General features: G+C 64.6%; 9 protein-coding genes. All 9 read left to right on the forward strand.

Annotated elements, in window-relative coordinates; translation table 11 throughout:
* Positions 1-97 precede the first annotated feature (97 nt).
* Positions 98-6,232 carry an Ig-like domain-containing protein gene (locus tag HMI60_RS10880; RefSeq protein ID WP_193589642.1) on the forward strand — a complete coding sequence of 2,045 codons (6,135 nt, stop codon included), beginning with the start codon at positions 98-100 and terminating at the stop codon, positions 6,230-6,232.
* 250 nt (positions 6,233-6,482) lie between these two features.
* The gene (locus HMI60_RS10885) at positions 6,483-12,578 is read left to right on the forward strand and encodes an Ig-like domain-containing protein (RefSeq protein ID WP_193589643.1); all 6,096 of its coding nucleotides are present in this window, start codon (positions 6,483-6,485) and stop codon (positions 12,576-12,578) included.
* Between the two features lie 70 nt (positions 12,579-12,648).
* The gene (locus HMI60_RS10890) at positions 12,649-13,620 is read left to right on the forward strand and encodes a MoxR family ATPase (protein WP_018777405.1); all 972 of its coding nucleotides are present in this window, start codon (positions 12,649-12,651) and stop codon (positions 13,618-13,620) included.
* A gap of 45 nt (positions 13,621-13,665) precedes the next feature.
* Positions 13,666-15,069 carry a DUF58 domain-containing protein gene (locus HMI60_RS10895; protein WP_110504501.1) on the forward strand — a complete coding sequence of 468 codons (1,404 nt, stop codon included), beginning with the start codon at positions 13,666-13,668 and terminating at the stop codon, positions 15,067-15,069.
* Entirely contained in the window at positions 15,066-17,564 is a 2,499-nt protein-coding gene (locus HMI60_RS10900; protein ID WP_039240413.1) for a transglutaminase family protein, read from the forward strand. The genes HMI60_RS10895 and HMI60_RS10900 overlap by 4 nt, the downstream gene beginning before the upstream one ends.
* Complete coding sequence (locus HMI60_RS10905) at positions 17,554-19,110, forward strand: RDD family protein (protein ID WP_193589644.1); 1,557 nt, start codon at positions 17,554-17,556, stop codon at positions 19,108-19,110. The genes HMI60_RS10900 and HMI60_RS10905 overlap by 11 nt, the downstream gene beginning before the upstream one ends.
* Entirely contained in the window at positions 19,107-20,024 is a 918-nt protein-coding gene (locus HMI60_RS10910) for a PP2C family serine/threonine-protein phosphatase (RefSeq protein ID WP_055975011.1), read from the forward strand. The genes HMI60_RS10905 and HMI60_RS10910 overlap by 4 nt, the downstream gene beginning before the upstream one ends.
* Complete coding sequence (locus HMI60_RS10915; protein WP_193589645.1) at positions 20,011-21,918, forward strand: FHA domain-containing protein; 1,908 nt, start codon at positions 20,011-20,013, stop codon at positions 21,916-21,918. The genes HMI60_RS10910 and HMI60_RS10915 overlap by 14 nt, the downstream gene beginning before the upstream one ends.
* Complete coding sequence (locus HMI60_RS10920; RefSeq protein ID WP_018777411.1) at positions 21,915-23,648, forward strand: serine/threonine-protein kinase; 1,734 nt, start codon at positions 21,915-21,917, stop codon at positions 23,646-23,648. Before HMI60_RS10915 ends, HMI60_RS10920 begins: the two co-directional genes overlap by 4 nt.
* Positions 23,649-23,670: the final 22 nt, after the last annotated feature.

Below are 23,670 nucleotides of genomic sequence, written 5' to 3' on the forward strand. Positions count from 1 at the left end.
CTCTTGGCTAATCGATGGATTAACCCGGTACTCTTAGCTTGTTTGTGTTGTGATGGCCCGGGGTTCGGTGCTGGCTGCCTAAAAGTGGGGAATTTGGATGACTCTGACCAATGGGTCCGGGAATCGTCGTGGCAAGATCCGGCGGCGGAGGGTTATCACGGCTACCGCCTTCACAGCCGCCGCAGCAGTGCTCGTGACGGGTGCCATTCTCTACCCCGGGTTCAAGACCACTGAAGTGGACCTGAACGACGGCGGTGTCTGGGTAGTCAGCAAGTCCAAGAATGCCGCCGGCCGGCTCAACTATCCGTCCAAGTCCCTGGATGGTGCCGTCACTCCGGCCAGCAAGGACTTCGACATCCTTCAGCAGGCCAGTGACGTGTTCATTGATGATGCCGACGGCGCCACCATCAATCCCGTCAGCGCCGCCAACATGCGCCTGGGCGGAGACCAAAAGCTCCCGGGGTCGGCAGCTGTAAGCTTCGGCAACAAGGTCCTGGCCGTCACCGATCCCTCCAAGGGCAAAGTCTGGGCGCTCACAGCCGGTTCGGTCGGCGGATTCAGTGACGAGGCCGAGCCCGTCCTGGAACAGTCCACCGGCATCGTGTCCGTCGTTGGCACCGATGACACCATCCACACCGTGGATCCGGAGACCGGCAGCCTGACGGCCACCAAAGTCGATGCCAACGGCCAGTCGGTGGATTCCCAGGTTCGCAAGGATGATGCGCTGAAGGGCGCCGGCGACCTCCAGCTGACCGCGGTGGGGGACAAGGCTGTGGTCCTCAACGAGGCCACAGGAAACATCGTCCTGCCGGGCGGAGCCACCGTCCACTTGGACGACGCCCGCGACGCCAAGCTCCAACAGAGCGGGACTGCCGCGGACTTCGTGGCCATCGCCACCAAGAAGGCACTGTTGCTGCAGCCCCTGGACGGCAGCACAGCCAAAACCATCCGAGCTGACGGCGAAGGCGTGCCCGCAGCGCCTGTCCATCTGGGCTCCTGCACCTACGCGGCCTGGTCCGGGGCCAACAAGTACCTGCGCGAGTGCACGAACGAGGCTGACAACCGCCGCGCCGACGTCCCCAAGGCGAGTGCGTCGCCGTCGTACGTTTTCAGGGTCAACCGGGACCTCGTGGTACTGAACGACGTCAACTCCGGCAACGTCTGGATGGTCAACCAGAACATGCAGCTGGTCAACAACTGGGACGACGTCATCCCACCCCAGCAAACATCTGACGACGCCGACAAGGACTCCGCGGACGAAGTCCAGCAGACAGTCCTTCCGGACCGCAGCAAACCGAACACTCCACCTGTCGCGAAGCCGGACGCTTTTGGCGTGCGGGCGGGTAAGACAACGCTCCTGCCCGTGCTTGACAACGACGCCGACTCCGACGGCGATGTCCTGACCGTCTCGGCCGACCAGGTGCTCAAATCGGGGGCGTTGGCCCCCGTCTACGGCGGCACGGGATTCCAGATCACGGTTCCTGCCGATCAGTCCGGGAGCGAATCGTTCAAGTACTCCGTGGATGACGGCCGAGGAGGGACTGCCTCGACCACTGTGGATCTGAGGATCGTTCCCCCCGGTGAGAACGCCGCACCGCAGCAGAAGCCCAACCGGAACAACGCCTTGGTGGTGCAGGCCGGAAAGATCGCCAACCAGTACATCCTCAGTGACTGGATCGACCCCGACGGCGATGACCTGTTCGCCGTGGCGGCCAGCAGCAGCGATCCCGCGGACCAGGTGCGGATCAGGCCCGACGGGCTTTTGACGTTCCAGGACTCGGGGGCCGGTCCGGGGAAGAAGACGATTTCCGTGACGGTCTCCGATGGCACGTTGAGCTCCGAGGGGCGGATCAGCGTGGATGTCCGTGCGCCGGGAGCCCTGCCACCCATTGCCAACGCCGACCACGTGGTGGCCGTCGCCGGCCAGGACACGGTTATTGCACCCCTCAAGAACGACTCCGATCCACAGGGAGGCACGCTCCGCCTGGCTCAGGCGCAGGCGGATGACCAGGCGACGGCCGTGATAGGTCCGGACCAGCAGACCTTCTCGTTCAACTCCACGAGTGTCGGTCCGCACTACGTCACCTACATGGTCACCAACGGACCTGCCAGCGCGCAGCAGCTGGTGCGCGTCGACGTCGTGTCCGGCAGCAACGACGGCGCGCCCGTGGCGGTGCGCGATATCGCCCTTCTTCCCAGCGGCGGCAGCACAGTGGTGGACGTGCTTGGCAACGACTCGGACCCGGCCGGCGGCGTGCTGGTTGTCCAGTCCGTGACGGCCGCGGACGGCCTGCCTGTCACGGTGGCGGTACTGGACCACTCGGTGGTCAAGATCACCGATATCCATGCCACGGGGCAACTTTCCCTCAAGTACACGATTTCGAATGGCAAGGCCTCCGCCACCGGAGACATCTCGGTCCAGGTGGTCCCCGCCCCCAGCAAGCTGCAGGCACCGCAGGCGAAGCCCGACGAAGTTTCAGTACGGGTTGGCGATGTGGTCACGATCCCCGTCCTGGAGAACGATTCCGACCCCAACGGCGGTGAGCTGACCCTCGATCCAGTCCTGGCGCAGCAGCCGGACGCGGCCGACGGACGGATGTTCATCGCGGGCAATTACCTGCGCTTCATTGCGGGCGACGTCCCCAAGACTGTGTATGCGATCTACAAGGTCAGCAACTCCTCGGGGCAGACCGATTCGCAGCAGGTGACCATACGCATCCGCGCCAGGGATGACGCCACCAACACCCGCCCTGAGCCCCGGAACCTGACCGCACGGGTCGTCGCCGGGATGACCGTCAAGATCCCGGTCCCGCTGGACGGCATTGACGCCGACGGCGACTCCGTCCAGCTCATCGGCGTGGACAAAGCACCCGCGATGGGCACCGCTGTGGTGCGGGACGGCTACATGGAGTTCACCGCCGGCGGCAAGTCTGCCGGGACGGATACCTTCAGCTACCGCGTGCGGGACCGCATCGGCGCCGAAAACACAGGCACCGTCATTGTGGGGATCGCTCCGGCAGAGGCCAACAACCAAAAGCCGATCGCCGTCGATGACGCCATTGATGTCCGGCCGGGGCGCCGCATTGCGGTGGATGCCCTCAAGAACGATTCCGATCCGGATGGCGACCCCATCGGCCTGGTCAATTCGTTCGAAGCCAATCCTGATCTCCAGGTGGAAGCTGCCTCCGGCAAGATCCTGCTGACGGCACCCGGCGTTGCCGGAACCGAGAGCATCAGTTACCGGATCCAGGACGACAAAAAGGCCGAAGCCAGCGCTGTGGTCAGGGTCCAGACAAGTCCAACGGCGGCCCTCCACGTTCCTGTGGCTGTGGACGACCGCGTCACACTGGCTGAGACGTTGGGCAAGACCGCCGTCGACGTTCCGGTATTGAAGAACGACTCCGACCCCGACGGCGTCGCCGAGGACCTCACCATTTCACTGCCGGATGGAAATCCAAACGCACGGGTAGGTACCGCCGGCAACGTGGTAGTGACCCTCGTCCCGCAAGAGCAACTGATCCCGTACACCGTCACGGACATGGACGGTCAGTCAGCCACCGCCGTGATGTGGATTCCAGGCCAGGGCCTCCAGTACCCGACCCTGGCAAAAACAGAACCTGTGGAAGTGATGTCCGGCAAGGACGTCACGCTGGCGCTGCAGGAATATGTCCGCGTCCGGGAAGGCCGCCAAGCCCGCATCACCGTGGCGGACAAGATCCGCGTTCAAGGCGGGGACCCCTCAAACGTCATCTCCGGTGATGGAAACGCGCTGCGGTACGCAGCCCAAGCCGACTACGTTGGCCCCGGATCCATCACCTTCGAGGTCACTGACGGCTCCGGCCCGGACGACTCCCAAGGGTTGAAGTCCACGTTGACCATCCTTACCAAGGTCATTCCGGACCCCAACGCCAACCACCCGCCGACCTTTAGCGGAGCATCCGTGGAAGCTCCCAAGGGTGAGACTACGGACGTTGAACTGGCCAACCTGGCCAAGGACGTCGACGAAAGAGACCAAGGCAACCTGAAGTTCGAGCTCGACGGCCAGCAAGCGGCAGGTTTCCAGGCCAAAGTGGAAGGTACCGTCCTTAAGATCACCCCGGACCTCTCGCTCAATCCAGGGGCCGTAGGCTCGTTCCCGCTCAAGGTCACCGATGGCCGCTCCGACGCGGTGCGCGCAACTGTCACCGCCACCGTCGTCTCGTCTAACCGGCCGCGGCCGGTTGCCAACGACGACGCCGTTGAGAAGGCCAACGCGGGCCGTTCGGAAACAGTGAACGTCCTCGCCAACGACTTCAATCCTTTCAACGACGCACCATTGACCATCGAAAACGCGGCAGTGGAGACCGGGTCCGCCGCCGGCCAGCCGACGGTGTCAGGAGAGTCGATCACCGTCACCCCGGCCGATGGTTTCAAGGGTGTCATGGTGGTCCGGTACACGGTGCTGGACAAGACCAAGGACCCTTCCAGGCAAGCAACCGGCCGTGTCCGCATCACAGTGCGGGACAAGCCCGATGCTCCGTCCGCCCCCGTAGCGACCGACGTCAGGAGCCGGACTGCCGTCCTCAAGTGGACGCCGCCGTCGGACAATGGCGCAGCCATCACCAAGTACACCGTGAAGGCGGCAGGTTTTGAGCAGGTATGCCCGACCACCACCTGCACGCTGTCCGGACTGACCAATAACGTGAAGTACGTGTTCACCGTTTACGCCACGAACGAGGTAGGCGACTCGCCGGCATCCACGGCGTCCAACGAAATCCGGCCCGACGAGAAGCCCTCGCCGCCGGATGCCCCCACGGTCAAGGCCGGGGACAAGAACATGGCAATCACCTGGACCCCTGCCAAGACGGAGGGGTCGCCGGTGAAGCACTACAACCTGGAAATTTCACCGCCTCCGGCCAACGGCATTGCCGTGAAGAACGAGGTCACCGGACTCACATACACCTGGCCGGGACTGACCAACGGTGTGAAGTACAAGGTGCGTGCCCAAGCGGTCAATGAGCTCGGGCCCTCCGATTGGGGCATGTATTCCGTTGAGGACAACCCCGCAGGCCTCCCGGGGGCACCGGCGGCTCCCACTACCGCTGTGGTGCAGTCCGTGGGAGCCCAAAACCAGATCCGCGCCGATTGGACTGAACCGGATGTCAATGGTGATCCCATCAAGGCGTACTACGTCACCATGAGTGGTGGCAATGGGGTGCCCCAGACGCAAACGATCCCAGGCAACGTCCGCTCCGCAGTCTTCACCGCACAGAACGACGAAAAGGGCTACACATTCACTGTTCAAGCGGAGAACAAGGCCGGAAAGGGAAGCGTTAGTGCGCCTTCCGCTCCCCGGCGTGCCACGGGCATGCTCGGCACCGTCAACAACGTGTCGGCAACCCCGGCCAACACCGGGGGAGCAGGTCGTGCGGTGACCATCAACTTCACCGTTCTCGACCAAAGTCAACGCAATGGGTCCAGCCAAAGCGAAGTGAGCTACCGCTACGTCGCCAGTACCGGACAGTCGGGTCCTATCAGCCCAGGGCAGACGGTGAGCGGCTTCACCAATGGGCAGGCCACCACCATCACGGTCAATGCCGTGTCCACGGTGGCCCCAAGCTCCAATCCCAGTGCACCCGCCACCACCACACCGTATGGTTCGCCTGGCACCCCCTCGGCCTCCGGTGCCAACGGTGGCCAGAACCAAACCACGCTGACCCTTAACTGGTCCTCGCCTTCCACGGGCAGCAACGACGTCGCCGCGACCAAGATCAGGATCACCGGCGGGGGAACGGACACCGGGTGGATCAACGAATCCGCCTCCGGCAGCCGGGTTGTGAACACGGGCGGCTACAACCAGACCCGGACCATTGAGGTCCAGACCTTCAACTCGGTGGGCCAAGGTGGAGCCGTGGCTTCGGCCAGTGCCCAGAGCGGTCCGCAGAAGACGTCGTGGGACGCTACGCTGCCGGCCGGCAGTTTCCGTACCTGTACGGACACGGCGGCATCGGGACAGACGTCCTGGGACCCGAACACGCCGGGCCACCGCTGTGACGGCGTGGTCTACGGCACCCCGTGGCAGTACGAGTCAAACGGTTCCTTTACGGTCAATTGCTACATCAACCGCAGCACCCCGTACCTGAACTACGCGGCGTGGTACCGGCTGACCAGCGGTCCCAATGCCGGACGCTTCATTGCGCAGGGCAACACCACCCTGGGCGATCCCGGACCCCACCAGATACCGCAATGTTGAGGCCATCAGCACCGCGGCGCGGGGCAGTTGTCCCCATCGCGCTTCACGGCTCCAAGACAGTACGCTGTCAAAGCCAATGGATAGCCCGGTCTCGGGTTTCCTTGGCTGGCCGTGGGGCGCGTGGGATAGTCTTAGGGACTGAAAATTCCGCCGCCGTTCGGGGGTACTGCGGATTGTACGGCTGCCGGCACCTGCCGGATGGCTTGGAAGCCACTGGGGGGCGGCTGCAAACAAAGGGAATTCTGGGGCTGTGACAACTTTCTTCGGCAAGCTGGGGCTGAAAAAGCGTCAAAACAAGAAATTCATAGCGGGCACCGCTGCCACTGCAGCAGGGGCTTTGCTGGTCGCGGGTGCTGTTCTGTACCCGGGCTTCAAGACCACCGAGGTGGACTTGAACGACGGCGGCGTGTGGGTTGTGAGCAAAACCAAGAACGCTGTGGGGCGGCTGAACTACCCGTCCCGCGTCCTCGATGGTGCCGTAACGCCTGCCACCACCACGTTCGACGTCCTGCAGCACGACGGCAACGTCTTCGTCGATGACGAATCCGGTTCCACCATCAACCAGGTGTCCGCCGCCAACCTGAAGCTTGGCGGCGATAAGCAGCTGCCGTCGTCGTCGCAAGTCAGCTATGGTTCCACGGTCCTGTCCGTGACCGATCCTGCCCGTGGCAAGGTGTGGGCACTTTCTCCGTCCACGGTCAACGGCTTCGACGAGGAAGGCACCGAACCCGTCCTGACCGGCGATCAAGGCATCGTCTCCGCAGTCGGCGCGGATAACCGCATCTACACCGCCGACCCAGGCAAGGGCGAGATCACGGCCATCACCGTGGACGCGGACGGCCAGCGGACCAACTCCGAAGTCACCAAGGTGGACGAGCTCAAGGGCGCAGGCGATCTTCAAATCTCGGTGGTGGGAGACAAACCTGTTGTCCTCGATGCCGCCTCCGGAAACCTTTTCCTTCCCGGTGGCCGCAAGCTCCAACTCCAGGATGCCCGCGAAGCCAAACTCCAGCAGACCAGCGGGGAGAGCAGCTACGTCGCCATCGCGACCCGCAAAGCCCTCCTGAAGCAGCCCCTGGACGGATCCACGGCCGCAACAGTCAACGCCGACGGCGAGGGAGTTCCGGCTGCCCCGGTCCAGGTCAGCAAGTGCGTCCACGCCGCCTGGTCCGGCGCCAACAAGTACGTCCGCGACTGCGAGAACGACGCCGACGACAAGAAGAACGACGTCCCCAAAGCCAGCGCTTCCCCGAGCTATGTGTTCCGCGTTAACCGCGACCTCGTGGTGCTTAACGACGTGAACTCCGGCAGCGTATGGCTGGTCAACCAGAACATGCAGCTGGTCAACAACTGGGACGACGTTGTCCCGCCCAAGAACCAGTCCGATGACCAGGACCAGGAGTCCGCGGACAACAACACCATCAACGTCCTCCCGGACCGCACCAAGCCAAACCGACCGCCGGAGACCAAGCCGGACGAATTCGGCGTCAGGCCGGGCCGGACCTCCATTTTGAGCGTGCTGGACAACGATTCAGACCCCGACGGCGACGTCCTCACCGCTTCGGTGGGTCCCAACGGCCCCAAGATGGGGACGCTGGAAAACATCTACGGGGGCTCCGCTTTCCAGATCAAAGTTCCCGCGGAGGCCAAACCGGGAACGGAAGTCTTCGACTACAGCGCCGCAGACGGACGGAGTTTGTCGGCCGGTGGCAAGGTCACCCTCCATGTGGTGGCTCCCGAAGAGAACAAGCCTCCCTTCTTCAAGCGGGGCGAGCCCACCACCATGCTCGTGGAGCAGGGAAAGTCCGTCAGCCAGAACATCCTCACCGATTGGATGGATCCCGACGGTGACGACCTCGTCCTGCTCGATGCCAAGACGGACAACGACCAGGACCAGGTGAAGGTTCGCCGCGATGGCCTGCTCACCTACCAGGATTCCGGCGCAGCACCGGGCAAGAAGAACGTCACCATCACCGTGTGGGATGGCAGGGCCACCACCACGGGCCGTATCGTCGTCAACGTACAGCCCCCGGGCGCGCTGGCACCCGTGGTCAACGCCGACCACGTGACAGCCGTTGTGGGGCAAGACCTGGTCATTGCGCCGTTGAAGAACGACGTCGATCCCAACGGCGGCGCTTTGCGCGTTGCCCACGTTGAGGCTGCCGGACCCGCTGAGCTGGGACCGGTGACCGACGGCGGCACTTTCACCTTCCGGAGCACCACGCCGGGTCCGATCTACCTGACTTACATCGCCAGCAACGGGCCGCAGAGCAGCCAGGGCCTCATCCGCGTCGATGTCGAGTCCGGCAAGGACGCAGGAGCTCCCGTTGCCGTCCATGACGTTGCCTTGCTTCCCGTTGGAGGCAGCGTCCTGGTGGACCCCTTGGCCAACGACTCCGATCCTTCCGGGGGAGTACTGGTCCTGCAGTCAGTGACGGTCCCAGACGGCTCGTCCGCCTCGGTCAGCGTCATTGACCACAGTGTCCTGCGTGTCACCGATGTCCTCGGTGCCAAGGACCCCTTCGTCTTCAGCTACACCATGTCCAACGGACGCACCTCAGCGACCGGAACGGTGGGCGTCGTCCCGGTGCCGGCTCCGGCCGTCGTCGAAGCTCCCCAACCGAAACCGGACGAAGTGAACGTGCGGGTGAACGACGTCGTCACCATTCCAGTCCTGGACAACGACACGCACCCGCAGGGCGAAGAGCTCTCCGTGGACCCCGTCCTGGCCCAGGGCATTCCCGAAGAAGACGGCAAGGCCTTCATTTCCGAGAAGACCCTGCGCTTCATCGCCGGACCCACGCCGAAAACGGTGCGCGCCATCTATAACGCAGTGGACCCGCAGGGCCAGAAGAGTGCTGCCGCGGTAACCATCCACATCCTTCCCCTGGAAGGCACCCAGAACTCGCGGCCGCAGCCGCAGAACCTGACCGCTCGCGTCGTGGCCGGAGGCAGCGTCCGGATCCCGGTCCCGCTGGACGGCATCGATCCCGACGGCGACTCGGTGCAGCTCACCGGCATCGACAGCACACCCACCATGGGAACCGCGACGGCGGGAAGCAGCTTCATCGATTTCGTCGCCGCTGGTGACGGTGCAGGAACGGACACGTTCCGGTACAAAGTGATTGACCGGCAGGGTGCGGTCAACACCGGAACTGTCACGGTCGGCGTCGCGCCCCGGGGGGAGAACAACCAGAAACCGGCTCCCGTCGATGACGAGGTCAAGGTTCGCCCCGGTCGGCAGATCGCCGTTGATGCCACTGCCAACGACACCGATCCCGACGGTGACATCATCCGTATCCTCACGGACAGCATTGAAGCCGATGCGGGCCTCGACGCCCATGTCAGCAAGACCAGCGGCCGCATACTGGTTACCGCGCCCGCCGCTGAAGGCACCGTCAACGTCCGCTACTCCGTGGCCGATGACCGTGACGCAGTGGGACAAGCCAGCATCCGCGTGGTGGTGAAGAACGACATCCCGCTCCAGGCACCGATCGCCCGCGATGACCGGGTGACGTCTGCACAGACACTGGGCAAGACCGCCGTGGATGTTCCGGTCCTGAAGAACGACGAAGACCCCGACGGCGTGGGGGAGAACCTGAAGATCAGCACCGACGTGACAACCGCGCGCCCGGGTCCCGAGGGCAATGTGATCGTCGAACTCACCGAGCAGCCGCAGTTGGTGCCCTACACCGTGGAGGACGTGGACGGACAGAAATCCACGGCCATCATCTGGGTTCCCGGCATCGGCCAGCAGGTTCCGACGCTCGCCAAGGACGAGGTCATTGAACTCGTTTCGGGCCAGTCGGTGACCGTTGACCTGGCCGAATGGGTGAAGGTCCGTGAGGGCCGCTCGCCACGGCTGACGCAGACTGACCGCATCAAGCTCATCGGCGCCGACGGCGCTGATCCCGTGGCCAACGGTGGTACCGGCCTGAAATACACTGCTGGAGCCGAATACGTGGGTCCTGGCTCCATCAGCTTCGAAGTTACAGACGGAACCGGGCCGGACGACCCCAATGGCTTGAAGTCCACCCTGAGCATCCGCACCAAGGTCCTGCCTGATCCCAACAAGAACAACCCGCCTGTCCTCCTGGGCAGCGATGTGGAAGTTCCCAAGGGTGATTCCGCAAGCCTGGATCTTGGGAAGCTAACATCGGATCCTGACTCCGACGATGTCCAGAACATGAAGTACGAGCTCACTGGTTCTGCCACGAGTGGCTTCAAGGTGTCGGTGGACGGCAAAACCCTGAAGGTCTCCGCGGATGACTCCGTGCAGATCGGGCAGTCCGGCACTGTCCAGGTGAAGGCCAAGGACCCCCGTGGCCTGGAAGCTGTTGCTACCTACAAGCTCGCGCTCTCGGCGTCCAACCGTCCCAAGCCTGTTGCCAACGATGACGCTGAACCGGATGCACAGTCCGGGAAGCCTGTCACCGTGAACGTGCTGGCCAATGATTCGAATCCGTTCCCGGACACCCCGCTGAAGATAGTCTCGGCGGTCACGGAGACGGGGCAGGGAACTGCCGAGGCCAGCGGCGACAGTGTGACCGTGACGCCTGCCGGCGGCTTCACAGGGACCATGGTGGTTGCCTACACGGTGCAGGACAAGACGGGCGAAATTTCCCGCTACGCCACAGCGCGTATCCGCTTGACCGTCAAGGACAAACCAGCGGCGCCCACCACACCCTTGGCTCAAAGCGTCGGTGACCAGACAGCGTTGCTCACGTGGAACGCCCCTGCAGACCGCGGCTCACCCATCACCAAATACACGGTCTATGGCGAGAACGGCTTCAAACAGGATTGCCCGGCCAACACGTGCACCTTGACCGGCCTGACCAACAACGTGAAATACCACTTTGCGGTCACTGCCACGAACGCCATCAACGAATCCGAACGATCCCCGGTCTCGGCCGAGGTCCGGCCGGACGTGAAACCGGACACGCCGGTTGCTCCAACGCTGAAGTTCGGCGACAAGCAATTGTCGGTTGCATGGGTTCCCCCCGGCAGCAAGGGTTCGCCCATCAAGTCGTACGACCTTGAGATTTCCCCGGCCCCGGCAGGACAGAATCCCCAGATCCAGAACCTGACGGGCAACAGCCACGTCTGGACGGGCCTGACCAACGGCGTGGCCTACAAGGTCCGGGTCCTGGCCCGCAACGACGCCAAGGAGCCTTCCGAGTGGAGTACCTACTCTGCTGCGGAGACCCCGGCAGGTGTCCCCGCGACACCTGCCGCTCCGTCGGTGGCCGGCGCAGGATCGGTCGGCAGCCAGAGCCAGTTGCAGGTCAGCTGGGCGGCGCCGAACAACAACGGCGACGCCGTGTCCAGCTACACCTTGACCACGTACCGTGGTGGCGCCGTCGTGGGTTCGCAGGCTGTAGCAGCGACGTCCCAGAACGTGACCGTTGACAACTCCGAAGCCGACTATTCGTTCACTGTCTCGGCCACGAACAAGGCAGGCGTCAGTGGCGTGAGCCAGCAGTCCAATGCCATCCGTGCTGCAGGCAAGCCCGGAATGGTGGGCGCGCCGTCGGCGGCCCTGGTGGAAACCAACGCCGACGGCGGCAAGATCCGCGTCGCGTTCAACCCGCTCTCCGCGTCCGAACGCAACGGTGCCAACGCCAACGAGATCAGTTACCGATATGCGCTGACCTCAGGCGGCGGCAGCGGTGCCATTCCCGCCGGCGGCGGCGTGGTGGCAGCACCCAACGGTACAGACACCGCCGTGGTGGTTTGGGCGATCTCGACCCGTAACCCGACGCCCGGTGATCGCAGCCCGGCGTCGAACACTGTGAATCCTTACGGCCTTGCCTACGCTCCGACCGTTACCGGCAGCAAGAGCAGCGGCGTGGGGGACAAGACAGTGTCCTGGACCTGGAACGCCCCCAATGGCAACGGCCGGCCGGTTACCGGCTACCAGTACAGCCTCGACGGCGGTGCCTGGCAGGATACGTCCCAGCGGAGCTTCTCCAAGACTGTCGGATTCAGCGAAACGCACACGTTGCAGGTCCGCGCCGTCAGCGGCGGGCAGGCAGGACGGGTTGGCAGCGACACCTCGCGCAGTGGCGATGCGCCGCCGCCCCCGCAGCCTCCGGCAGGCGAGATCAGGGCCCACAACAACACGTGCCCCGGTAAGCCCGGACAGGCCGATACCTACAACCCGAGCGGCCCGAGCTGCGGCGTTGGCTGGGTCTCCAACTCCGAAGGGTGGTTGAACGTCAACTGCACCAAGGACATCTACAACAACGGCACTCCCTGGTACCGCGTCACCCAGGGCAGCCACCCCGGCTGGTTCGTGAAGTCCACCACCGTGGATCTGCGCGGAACCAAGCCCGGCGGTTGCTAGCCACGTCCGGCCGGCCGGCACCAACAACAACTTCATCCCAACACCCCAACACAAGGAACAGGATCAACCGATGACCATGACAAACGAGCAGGCCGCGTGGTTTGCAGAAACGTTCGAGAAGCTCGTTGCCAACGTGGGCCAAGCCGTCCTGGGCAAGGAACACGTCATCCGGCTGACGTTCACTGCGATGCTGGCTGAGGGGCATGTCCTCTTTGAAGATGCACCCGGCACGGGCAAGACCTCCCTGGCCCGTGCTTTGGCTGCCACGGTGCAGGGTTCACACAACCGCATCCAGTTCACCCCCGACCTCCTGCCCTCGGATGTCACGGGTGTGACCATCTACGACCAGAAGACGCAGAAGTTCGAGTTCCACAAGGGACCGGTCTTCAACAACATCGTTCTTGCCGACGAAATCAACCGTGCTTCCCCGAAGACGCAGTCTGCGCTGCTGGAAGTCATGGAGGAGTCCCGGGTGACCGTGGATGGCACCACCTACGAGGCAGGCCGCCCGTTCATGGTCCTGGCCACCCAGAACCCCATCGAGCAAGCTGGTACCTACCGGCTTCCGGAAGCCCAGCTGGACCGCTTCCTTATCAAGACCTCCATTGGCTACCCGGACCACGCCTCCACCGTCCGGCTGCTGGGCGGGGCCAACCTGAAGGACCGGTCGAAGGATCTGACGCCGTTGATCACGACGCAGGCCGTGGCCGACATGGCGGATCTCGCCGCTACCACGCACGTGGATACCGCAGTGCTTGAGTACATTTCCCGGCTGTGCGAGGAGACCCGTAACGCCTCCGAAACCCGCCTCGGCGTTTCGGTGCGTGGAGCCTTGGCCATGGTCCGTGCGGCCAAGGTGTGGGCAGCGGGACAGGGCCGGAACTTTGTGCTTCCGGACGACATCAAGGAGCTCGCTCCAGTGGTGTGGACGCACCGTTTGGTGATGGATCCTGAGGCAGAGTTCTCTGGCGCCACGCCGGACGTCGTGCTCACGCGCGTCCTGGCCGAAGTGGCCGCCCCGCAGCAACGCGCCACCGCCTAAGCCAGCGCAGTTCCCTTCTCGCACCGTTCGAACAAAGGCCCCTACATGTCCTCCAGCAAACCCCTGACCAGGGCTGCTGATTCGCTTAAGCGCGCCACGTCAGCAGTTGGCGGCACGATGCGCTCCCTGCGTGGCTCCGGCAAAGAAGCGGGCAACCGCCCTGGCAGCCGAAGCACGTCCGGAAAAACCAGGAAACTGCACCCCGCCGCTGTGTGGGCCGAGGCTGCTGGCACGGCAGGGGAGTTCCTCGCGCCGGCCTGGGAGAAAGTCCGTTCCCTATGGCTGCGCTTTGTCTGGCCGGCACTCTCCGTTGTCAGCCTGCTCGGCTGGGTGGTGCTCGCAGCGGCGATCGGGCTCTGGTGGGCAGGCCAGTCCTGGGGCTGGCAGGAAGCCAAGTCCGCGGCCTTGGTGGCCTTCCTGCTCTTCGTGCTGGCCGTTGGCTTCATTGTGGGCCGCTCGGCGTACGGCGTGGTTCTGGACCTTGCCCGCACCCGTGTCGCGGTGGGTGACGACGCCGTGGGAAGCATTGCCGTTTCCAATGTCTCCACACGCCCGTTGCTGCCTGCCGCGCTGGAACTTCCCGTGGGAGCCAACACGGCCGTCTTCCACCTGCCGCGGATGAAGCCGGCCCAGGTCCACGAGGATCTCTTCACCATTCCCACAGCCCGCCGTGCGGTGATCGTGGTCGGACCGGTGCGCTCCGTTCGCGCCGACCCTCTCCACCTGCTGCGCCGCCGCGTGCTCTGGACCGAACCGGTTGATCTGTTCGTGCACCCGAGGACCGTGGCGCTCGGGGGTTCCGCCGCCGGGTTCATCCGCGACCTCGAAGGCATGCCCACCACGGAACTTTCCAGCGCCGACGTCTCCTTCCATGCCCTGCGCGACTATGTGCCGGGCGATGACCGGAGACACATCCACTGGAAGACCACGGCCCGCACCAACAAACTCATGGTCCGCCAGTTCGAGGAGACGCGCCGGGCACACCTGGCCATTTCCCTGTCCATCAACACCGACGAGTACGACACCGAAGCGGAATTCGAAATGGCCATTTCGGTGGCGGCCTCCATCGGCCGCCAAGCCATCAGTGAACAGCGGGACCTGGACGTCCTGACCCAGAAGGGGCCGCTCCGCTGCGAAACCGGCCGCAACCTCCTGGACGACATGACCAGGATTGTCGGTGCACCCATGCGGAAGACCGCCGTCGATCTTGCCCGGACCCTCTCCGATACCGTCCCGAATGCTTCCGTGGTGTTCTTCGTGGTCGGCAGCCATGTCACGGCCACGCAATTGCGTTCGGCCTCAGCGTCCGTCCCACCGGGAGTCCGCAGCCTTGCCGTCCGCGTCCAACCCGGCGCCGCGCCGTCGAGGGCCAACATCGCGGACTTGACGGTCCTCACTGTGGGCGACCTGGACGATCTCGCCATTGTCCTTCGAAAGGCGGCAGCATGAGCACCGCGCCCAACCTCCGCGTCCGTCCGCGTGCGGAAAAGCAGGCTAAGTCCGGTGCCCGGGCCAAGGCACGAGCCGCAGGCGGATCTGTCTTTGCCGACGACCGGCCATTGTGGCACTTCTTCGTGGACTGCGGCGCCCTGACAGTGCTGCTGTTCCTCGGCGTTCTTGGCTTCACGCTGAGCTTCGGTGGGGACGCACGCTTCCTCGTCGCTGGTTTGGGCGGGGTGATCCTCGGGCTCGGCGTTGCCGTCCTGAATGCCCATCTCCGGCTCGGTCTCCTCATCACAACAGCTTTGGCCTTTGGCGCCTACATGGTGTTCGGTTCGGCGCTTGCCGTGCCGGATTCCGCGGTTCTCGGATTCCTGCCAAGCTTCGATTCCCTGCGAACGCTCCTGTTGGGCATTGTGTTCTCGTGGAAGGACATGCTCACGGTCGGCGTTCCGGTCGGAACAGCCAACGGCACGTTGATCGTGCCGTTCCTGAGCTCGCTGCTCATGGCCTTGGCGGCAGGGCTGCTGACCTGGCGGCTGAAAAGCCCCTACTGGCCGTTGCTGCCGGTTCTGGTCCTGTTCGTCACGGGCATCGCCTTCAGCACCAGCTCGGGCTTCCTGAACGTGGAGCGCGGCGTGTCCTTGACCATTGTTTCGATCGTCTGGGCGACGTTCCGCCGCGATGTCCTCCGCCAGCGCAGTACCCGGACCGTCTCAGCCAACAGGCCGGATTCCGACGCCGGTGCGGCCCGCCGCGGCCAGCTCCGCCGCCTGGGGACTGCAGCCGCGGTCATCGCCGTGGCCGTGGGCGTAACGGCTATCGCATCACCCCTGGTGACCGCCAGCGACGACCGCAAGGTGCTGCGGAACACGATCGTCCCGCCGTTCGACCCCCGTGATTACATCACTCCACTGGCGAGCTTCCGGAGCTTCGTCAAGGACGAAAAGGACACCACGCTCTTCACGGTCAAGGGCTTGCCCAAGGACGCCCGTGTACGGCTGGCAGCGCTGGATGCGTTCAACGGCCTGAACTACACCATGGATCCGAACAGTTCCGGGAACTTCAGCAAAGTTGGCGACGCCAAGTCGTTGAACACGCTGGCTGATTCCGGGAGCCCGGTGGAAGGCACCAACTACACTCTGGACATCACGGTGGAGGACTACCAGGGTTACTTTGTCCCGGGCGGCCGCCACACCACCGGGATGAGCTTCGCGGACACCTCCGGCGCGGCATCGGGGCTCTACTTCAATGCAGGCACTGATACTGCGGTGACCACCAAGGGACTGGGCAAGGGCGAGAACTACACTGTCCAGGTTTCCGATCCCGGCACTTTGGAGCATGGACAGCTCACCCAGTACGACTTTGCGAAGCTCACGTTGCCCGACGCTGAGGAAGTTCCCCCGATCGTTGCCTCGCAGGCCAACGAACTGTCCGCGGATGCACCCACCGCGATCGACCGTGTCCGGCAGATCGAGGCCCACTTCCAGAAGAGTGGTGCCTTCAGCAACGGCCTGGTGGCAGAGGGGCAGCTGCCCAGCCTTCCGGGCCACAGCGCGGCCCGCATCCGCAACATGCTCTCCGCCAAGCAGATGCTGGGCGATGACGAGCAGTACGCAGTATCCATGTCCCTCATGCTCCGCCATTTGGGCATTCCTTCGCGCGTTGTAATGGGTTTCTACCCGGATCCCAAGAGCCCCGAAAACGGCGCCGGCGATGTCAAGATCACGGGCAAGGATGTCCACGCCTGGGTAGAGGTGGCCTTTGACCGCGTTGGCTGGGTCTCCTTCGATCCCACACCGCCCAAAGACAACGTGCCCATCCCGCCGGATCCGCAGAACAAGTCAAAGCCGAAGCCCCAGGTACTGCAGCCGCCACCGCCGCCGCAGGAGCCCGCGGACCTGCCGCCGGACTCCACTCCCGACGCCCTGGACGCGGACGAGAAGAAGAACAACCCCTGGTTGTTCTGGGGACCACTGCTGGCTGCGATCGGTGTTGCCCTGATTCCTTTGGGGATCCTGGCTATCCCGCTGCTGTTGATCCTCCTGTTGAAGTCTCGACGCCGAAAGGCACGTTTCCGTGATGGCCACCCGGCCCAGCGGGTTGGCGCAGGATGGAGCGAGGTATTGAGCCTTGTCACCGACATGGGTGCATCGATCGACACCAAGTCCACCAGGCGCGAGTCTGCCTCGGTGATTGCGGACGCTTTCCCCACAGCCGGCAACACCACTACCGTGCTTGCGCACCGCGCCGACGCCGCGGTGTTCGGTGCCGGCCAGCCGAGCGAGTCGGAGGTCAAGGAGTACTGGGAGATCGTCGACTCGTCCCTGACCGATATCACTGGAAGCGTCGGATTCTGGAAGCGGCAGCAGGCACGGTTCTCTCCGCGCTCGTTGTTGTCCGACGGCAGGGCGGCCCTCCGCCGTCGGAAACAAGACCCTTCCAATCCCGGCGGGCGGCGTTTGAAACTGCCATTCACGAAGGACACCACGGATGAGCAGTGACGTTGAACTGTGCCCGGCCTGCCGTCACGCTGTCCGTCCGGGGGCGGCGTTCTGCAACCAATGCGGATCGCCGCTGAACAACCGGGGCGCCCGTAAAGAAGGCAACATCAACCATGCCCAAAGGGCGGCCCTGGAGTCCGCCGCCCGGCAGGGCGTGGCCGATCCCGGTAGTATCTCCGTAGTGTCGGCGCCAGTATCGCCGGTGCTTCCGGGGACAAGTGCCGAACCGGACAGACTGCAGGGGCCAGGGGGAGGGACCACCATGACCACCAAGCTCGACCTCGTACCCGCTTCCGCCGGGAAACGGATGGGCGCGGCAGCCTTGGACTGGCTGGGTCCCGTCGCCGTCCTGGCCACGACATTTGCCATCGGCATCGCCGGCATCACACAGACGCGCCGGAATGGCTTTATTGTCTACGACACCGGCCTGCTGGTTCTTCTTGGCAGCATCGGCCTCGCAGTCACCGTGATCTACACGTTCGTTCTGCTGGGGGTGGAGGCAAAGTCGGGCAACACCATCGGCAACCAGCTCATGGGCATCCGCAGCGCCGACGCGGACGGCTACGCACCGGGTGCTGGGGCGGTTTTCGTTCGCGGCATCGTGACTGGCGGCCTTCTCGTTGTGGGGTCCTTGGCTGCAGTCATCCTGTCGGCCCTCGGCCTGCTGGGGCTTGTCGCGTGGATCGCGCTCCCGCTGATGGTGCTCGGTGTTGTATGGGCCATCCTGGTGGTGGTCTCCAACGCCTGGGACAAAAACGGCAAGTTGCGCGGCTGGCATGACAAAGCGGCAAAGTCCTTGGTGTTCGATGTCAACGCCGGCCGGAATCCGGTAATCTCGGGCGGCATCCAAGGTCCCTACAGCTTCGCTCCCATGGACCTTCCCCCGGTCCAACCGGTTGCTTCCCCCGTGCCGTCCGGGCGGGCCCCGGCCCCGGCGCAGGCTCACCCAACCCAGGCGACCGCGCCGGTGACCCCGACCGCCCAGGCCGCTCCGGCGTCGTCCGTTGCACCGGCCGTGCAGCCCTTGCATGATCCCAACCAGTGGCGTCCACCGACCCCGCCTCGCCAGGTTCCTGTCACGCCACAGGTGCAGCTTGCCCCGCAGCAGGCCGCCGCGTCCCATGCGGCTCCGGTCGTTCCGCAGCCGGCTGCGGCCGCCCACCCCGACGACGACGTCGAACGCACCCAGATGCGTCCCGGCACAGCCCGCGCCCAGGCAGTCCTGCGGATACGGGTGGATGACGGCCAGGATGTCCAGCTCGGCGGAACTGTCCTGCTGGGCCGCAATCCCGCTGCCCAGCCCGGGGAAAACGTTGAGCAGCTCCTGCCGGTGTCCGATCCCGGCAGGTCCATCTCCAAAACCCATCTTCATCTCCGGGTGGACGGCGACGGCGTGTGGGTAACGGACCGCAATTCAACCAACGGCAGTGCCGTCACCACCCCCGACGGCATCCAAACCAGGCTCCAACCGGGCGAAGCTGTCTTCGTCCGCCCCGGTTCCACAGTCCACTTCGGGGACCGCTCCTTCCACCTAGGACAAGCATGAATTCACAGCCGGCCACTCCCGCAAACGCCGACGCCGGCCCAGCCGCAGGCGGTACCTCATTCCGTCTCAGCTACGGATACGGAACCGACCGCGGACTTCGTCGCGAGCTGAATGAGGATTCGTTCATCGCCGCGGACCCGGTCTTCGCCGTCGCCGATGGCATGGGCGGGCACGAGGCAGGCGAGATAGCCAGCGGCATGTGCGTGCGCACCCTGGGCAGCGCTCCCGAGTTGGCTTCCGGGGTCCGCACGGCGTCAGCGGCGGATCTCCAGGCTTGCCTGTTGAAGGCCGACGCCGCCATCCGCGACGCAACGGGTGCCCGCGCCGGCACCACGCTTTCGGGTGTGGTTGTGGTGGAGCAGATGGGTCTTCCGTACTGGCTGGTCATGAATATCGGTGATTCCCGGACCTACAGGCTCAGCCAGGGCGAATTCGCCCAGATCAGCGTGGACCACTCGGAAGTCCAGGAGCTTGTGGACTCGGGGGATATCACCTCGGAGCAGGCGGCCGTTCATCCCCGCCGGCACGTTGTGACGCGCGCGCTGGGAACCGGCGATGAGACGGAGGCCGACTTCTGGTTGCTGCCCATCCAGGAGGGCGACCGGATCATGGTCTGCTCGGACGGACTCAACGGCGAACTCAGCGATGACCACATGTTCCGTATTCTCAGCACGGTCGCCCACCCGCAGGACGCGGTGGACGCACTTATCCAGGCAGCGCTGCGGAGCGGTGGTCGGGACAACGTCACCGTGATTGTGGTTGATGCCAAGAACGTCCTGAACGACGCCGGTATCGCCATTACGGCGCCCCGCCCGGAAGTCGGGTCCGAGGTGGAGGAGGACACCCTTCCCAAGGCCTGGGTAAACGGCACCGGCCAAAACGACCAAGAGGAAGGCAGCGATGGCAAGCAGTAATCTCCTCTCCCACACGCGGTACCAGCAGGGTGACTGGTTTGGTGTTGTTCGCAATGGAACCGTTGTCCTTCTTGGGCCGGAAACACCCCATGCCTTGATCGACACTGTCTGGGAGCTGCTGGAATCCTCACCCGAGGCCCATGAAGTACTGAACGAAGTCACCGGGGCTTTTGGTGTCTCGCTTAGCCGTATCCCGCCGTTCGGCATCATTGATTCCAAGGACGCGCTGCGGGTGTTCCTCCGTGGCGACCTCGAATTGGCAGTGCATCTGGACGGGCGCCAGGAACATCTCACAGGCCGTGACGTCACCACCTGGACGGAGCGCCGCATTGTCGGTGCGTCCTCCTTCAACGTCTACATCGGTGCGCCGGCTGCCGCCGGGATGGACCGGCCGCTTTTGGATTCCCTCCCCGTCAAGGACGGCGTGGTGCTGTTGGCTTCCCTGGAAGCCGCCGGTTCGGCCCCTTCAGCGGCGGATCCCGTGCCGGAAAGCGACATAGCGCCGGAACAAGACACAGCGCCCGAAACCCACGTGATGCCGAACGCGCACGTCGCGTCTGTTTCCGACGAAACCATGGTCGGCTACCAGGAAGCCGACCTCGGGCTGACGATTGCACCAGGCCAAGCCCACGCCATCGAGGGCCCTGTCCCGGCCGCACCTGAAACGAAGGCCGTCGAGGACGGGGACAGCGGACAGGAAGACACGGAGCAGGCCGGGCTCGCAGTGGGGGAGCCTGAAGTGGGGGAGCCCGCTGGACAGGAAGAGCCTGCGGGGTACATTGCTGCTGAAGCCAAAGAAGCTGAAGTCCGTTCCGGCGATGAGGAGCTCCCCGCTCCGGACCGGTCCGGCGAAGACGGTGCCGTGGACGATTCGGAAGTCCCGGTCCACACCAGCACGACTGATCCCGTGGGTCCCTCGCTGGAGAACACCACGAACTATGACCATTTGTGGGACAAGACTGTGATGCGCACCATCGAAGACGCCGCAGTCCGTCTGCAGAGCGACTCTGATGACCACGACACTCCTGCGGGCCAGGCACTTGGCCCGCAACCGCCGTCGGCTCCGCAACCGCCGTCGGAGCCGGAAGGAACCGTCCCGGACCTGGCTGGCCCGGAACCGCTTTCACCTGAACCGCTTTCACCCCAACCGTTGGTTATCCCACCCGTGCAGGCAACTGCGCCGGTGGCCGGTCAGTCCGCCGGCGCGGCGCCGGCCGGTGGACTGATTGATTCGGTGCCGTGGCTGCGCAGCGCTACTTCGGCGCCGGTGGCTGCTCCCGCCCCACAGGTGCCTGCAGCCTGGACACCCGCGCCTACCAGCGGCCCGGTGGACGAGGACTCGGACCACGACGGTCAGACAATCATGAAGAGCAGCCTGCCCGCGGCCGATGACGGGGAAGCTGCCGCCGCGTCCGGTGCGACGCCGGCCGTCAACGGTCCCAGTGTGCTGGCCAGGGTCTGCTCCCAGGGACATGCCAACCCGCCCACCTATCCGCTGTGCTCGGTGTGCGGAGTTCCCGTCTCCGGGGATGCTGTCCATGTCCCGCGGCCCCGTCTGGGACGCATGCGGCTTTCCACCGGGGAACTGATCGACCTCGATCAGTCGCTCATCATCGGCCGCCAACCCTCGGTTTCGCGCGTCCAGGGCGGCACCATGCCACGGCTGGTCCAGGTGGAGAGCCCCGGCGGGGACATTTCGCGATCCCACGTCGAGGTCCGCCTTGAAGGCTGGCACGTGATGCTGTGCGACCTGAAGGCGACCAACGGCACCGTGCTTATCCGCGAGGGCCAAGCGCCCCGACGGCTTGCCCAAAACGAGATGGCCATCCTGCTGGATGGCGATATCGCCGAACTCGGCGACGACATTTCATTGCGTTTCGAGGAGATTCTTTGAGTTCCAAGAGGCCCCCCGCGCCGCCTCCGCCTATCCCGGGGTTCAAGTACATCAGCTTGCTTGGCTCCGGTGGCTTTTCCGATGTTTACCTTTACGAGCAGGACAGGCCGCGCCGTAAGGTAGCGGTCAAGGTGCTGCTGTCAGACCTCAAGACGGAAGGGGCACGCCGCCGCTTCGAGTCCGAGGCGAACCTGATGGCGCAGCTGTCCTCGCACCCCTACATCGTGACGATTTTCGAAGCGGAGATCACCGAGAGCGGCCACTCGTATCTGGCCATGGAGTACTGCTCCCGGCCCAGCCTTGACGTGCGCTACCGGCGGCAGCGCTTCAGCGTGGACGAGGTCCTTGCCGTCGGCATCCAGGTTGCGTCCGCCGTCGAGACCGCCCACAGGGCCGGAATCGTGCACCGTGACATCAAGCCGGCCAACATCCTGGTCACCGACTACAACCGTCCGGCCCTCACGGACTTCGGCATCTCAGGCACCATCGGTGCCGATGCCGAGGACGACGCCGGCATGTCCATTCCATGGTCGCCGCCCGAGCAGTTCCGTGGTGGTGCCGTGGAGGGCGTTCCCGTGGACATCTGGGCCCTGGGGGCCACGCTCTACACGTTGCTGGCGGGCCGGTCACCCTTCGTGCTTCCGGGACAGGACAACTCGCAGCGGGAACTGATCTCGCGCATCACCAACGCGCCCCTTCCCAGGCTGGGCCGCGCCGACGTTCCGGAATCGTTGGAATTGGTGCTGGCCACCGCCATGGCGAAGTCCCCAGGCTCCCGCTACTCCTCAGCGCACGCCTTCGCTTTGGCGTTGCAGCGGATCCAGACCGAGCTGAACCTGTCCGTGACGCCCTTCGAAGTGCTCGAAGAACCAGGTCACGGCGATGAGCAGCACCCGGATGACAACTTCGAGGAAACCCGGGTCCGGAGCATCGCGTCGATCGACCCGGACGCGTCGGGCACAGCCACGACAGGCTCTGCACCGACCTTCCCTGCCCGAACTTTTCCTTCGACTGTTCCCGGGAACAACCCGCCGCAAACAGCCCCGCAACCGGCAGCACGGCCGACCCTGTCCCAAGGCTCTGCCCAGCAGGCAGCAGCTGCTGCCCAACAGACAGCGCCGCCGCGATTCCACACGGCCCAGCCGGTCTTGGACGAGCCCGATTCTTCGGAGTCCACCGTCCTTCGCGGCTGGCAACCCTCGGGCAGGCAGGACATCGTTGACGATACTGTCAGTCGCTCCGCGTCGCAGGCATCCCAGGACACCGGCAATGAAGCGCCGGCTGCGGACCACAGCAAACGAAACTTGTGGCTTGCTGCAACGGGCGCGGCGGTGCTGGTTGTGGCGATCGTGGTCGGAGTGGTGCTGGGCGCCCAGGCGCAGCCGAAGGTGGCACCCACAGAGGCGGCCAGCAAGCCGCCGGCGGACCCGATAGGCGATGGTGGGGTTCCCGAGGTTACGGACATCACTTACGAGATCCAAAGCGGGGGCACCTCAACGACGCCCTTGGTGGTTTTTCGCTGGGACAGCCCTGACTGGAAGGTGACGGACACTTTCAAGTGGCGACTCAAATCCGCGAAGTCCGAGGGCACCTACGAATCGACGTCCGAACTTTACGCCATCATCACGGGCCACGCCGAGCGGCCCCTCTGCATCCAGGTCATCATGGTCCGGGCGGATGGTTCGGCATCGCCGGGCGGCCCTGAGTCCATTGCCTGTGTGGAGAAATAGACGGCTCATGACAGAAACACGT

It is taken from the genome of Paenarthrobacter sp. YJN-D (assembly GCF_015040335.1).
GTDB classification, from domain to species: domain Bacteria; phylum Actinomycetota; class Actinomycetes; order Actinomycetales; family Micrococcaceae; genus Arthrobacter; species Arthrobacter nicotinovorans.

Bases quoted from the DNA above. Each gene is read 5' to 3' on its own strand.
- HMI60_RS10880 (WP_193589642.1), top strand. From the start codon at position 98: ATGACTCTGACCAATGGGTCCGGGAATCGTCGTGGCAAGATCCGGCGG.
- HMI60_RS10890 (WP_018777405.1), top strand. From the start codon at position 12,649: ATGACCATGACAAACGAGCAGGCCGCGTGGTTTGCAGAAACGTTCGAG.
- HMI60_RS10895 (WP_110504501.1), top strand. From the start codon at position 13,666: ATGTCCTCCAGCAAACCCCTGACCAGGGCTGCTGATTCGCTTAAGCGC.
- HMI60_RS10900 (WP_039240413.1), top strand. From the start codon at position 15,066: ATGAGCACCGCGCCCAACCTCCGCGTCCGTCCGCGTGCGGAAAAGCAG.
- HMI60_RS10905 (WP_193589644.1), top strand. From the start codon at position 17,554: ATGAGCAGTGACGTTGAACTGTGCCCGGCCTGCCGTCACGCTGTCCGT.
- HMI60_RS10910 (WP_055975011.1), top strand. From the start codon at position 19,107: ATGAATTCACAGCCGGCCACTCCCGCAAACGCCGACGCCGGCCCAGCC.
- HMI60_RS10915 (WP_193589645.1), top strand. From the start codon at position 20,011: ATGGCAAGCAGTAATCTCCTCTCCCACACGCGGTACCAGCAGGGTGAC.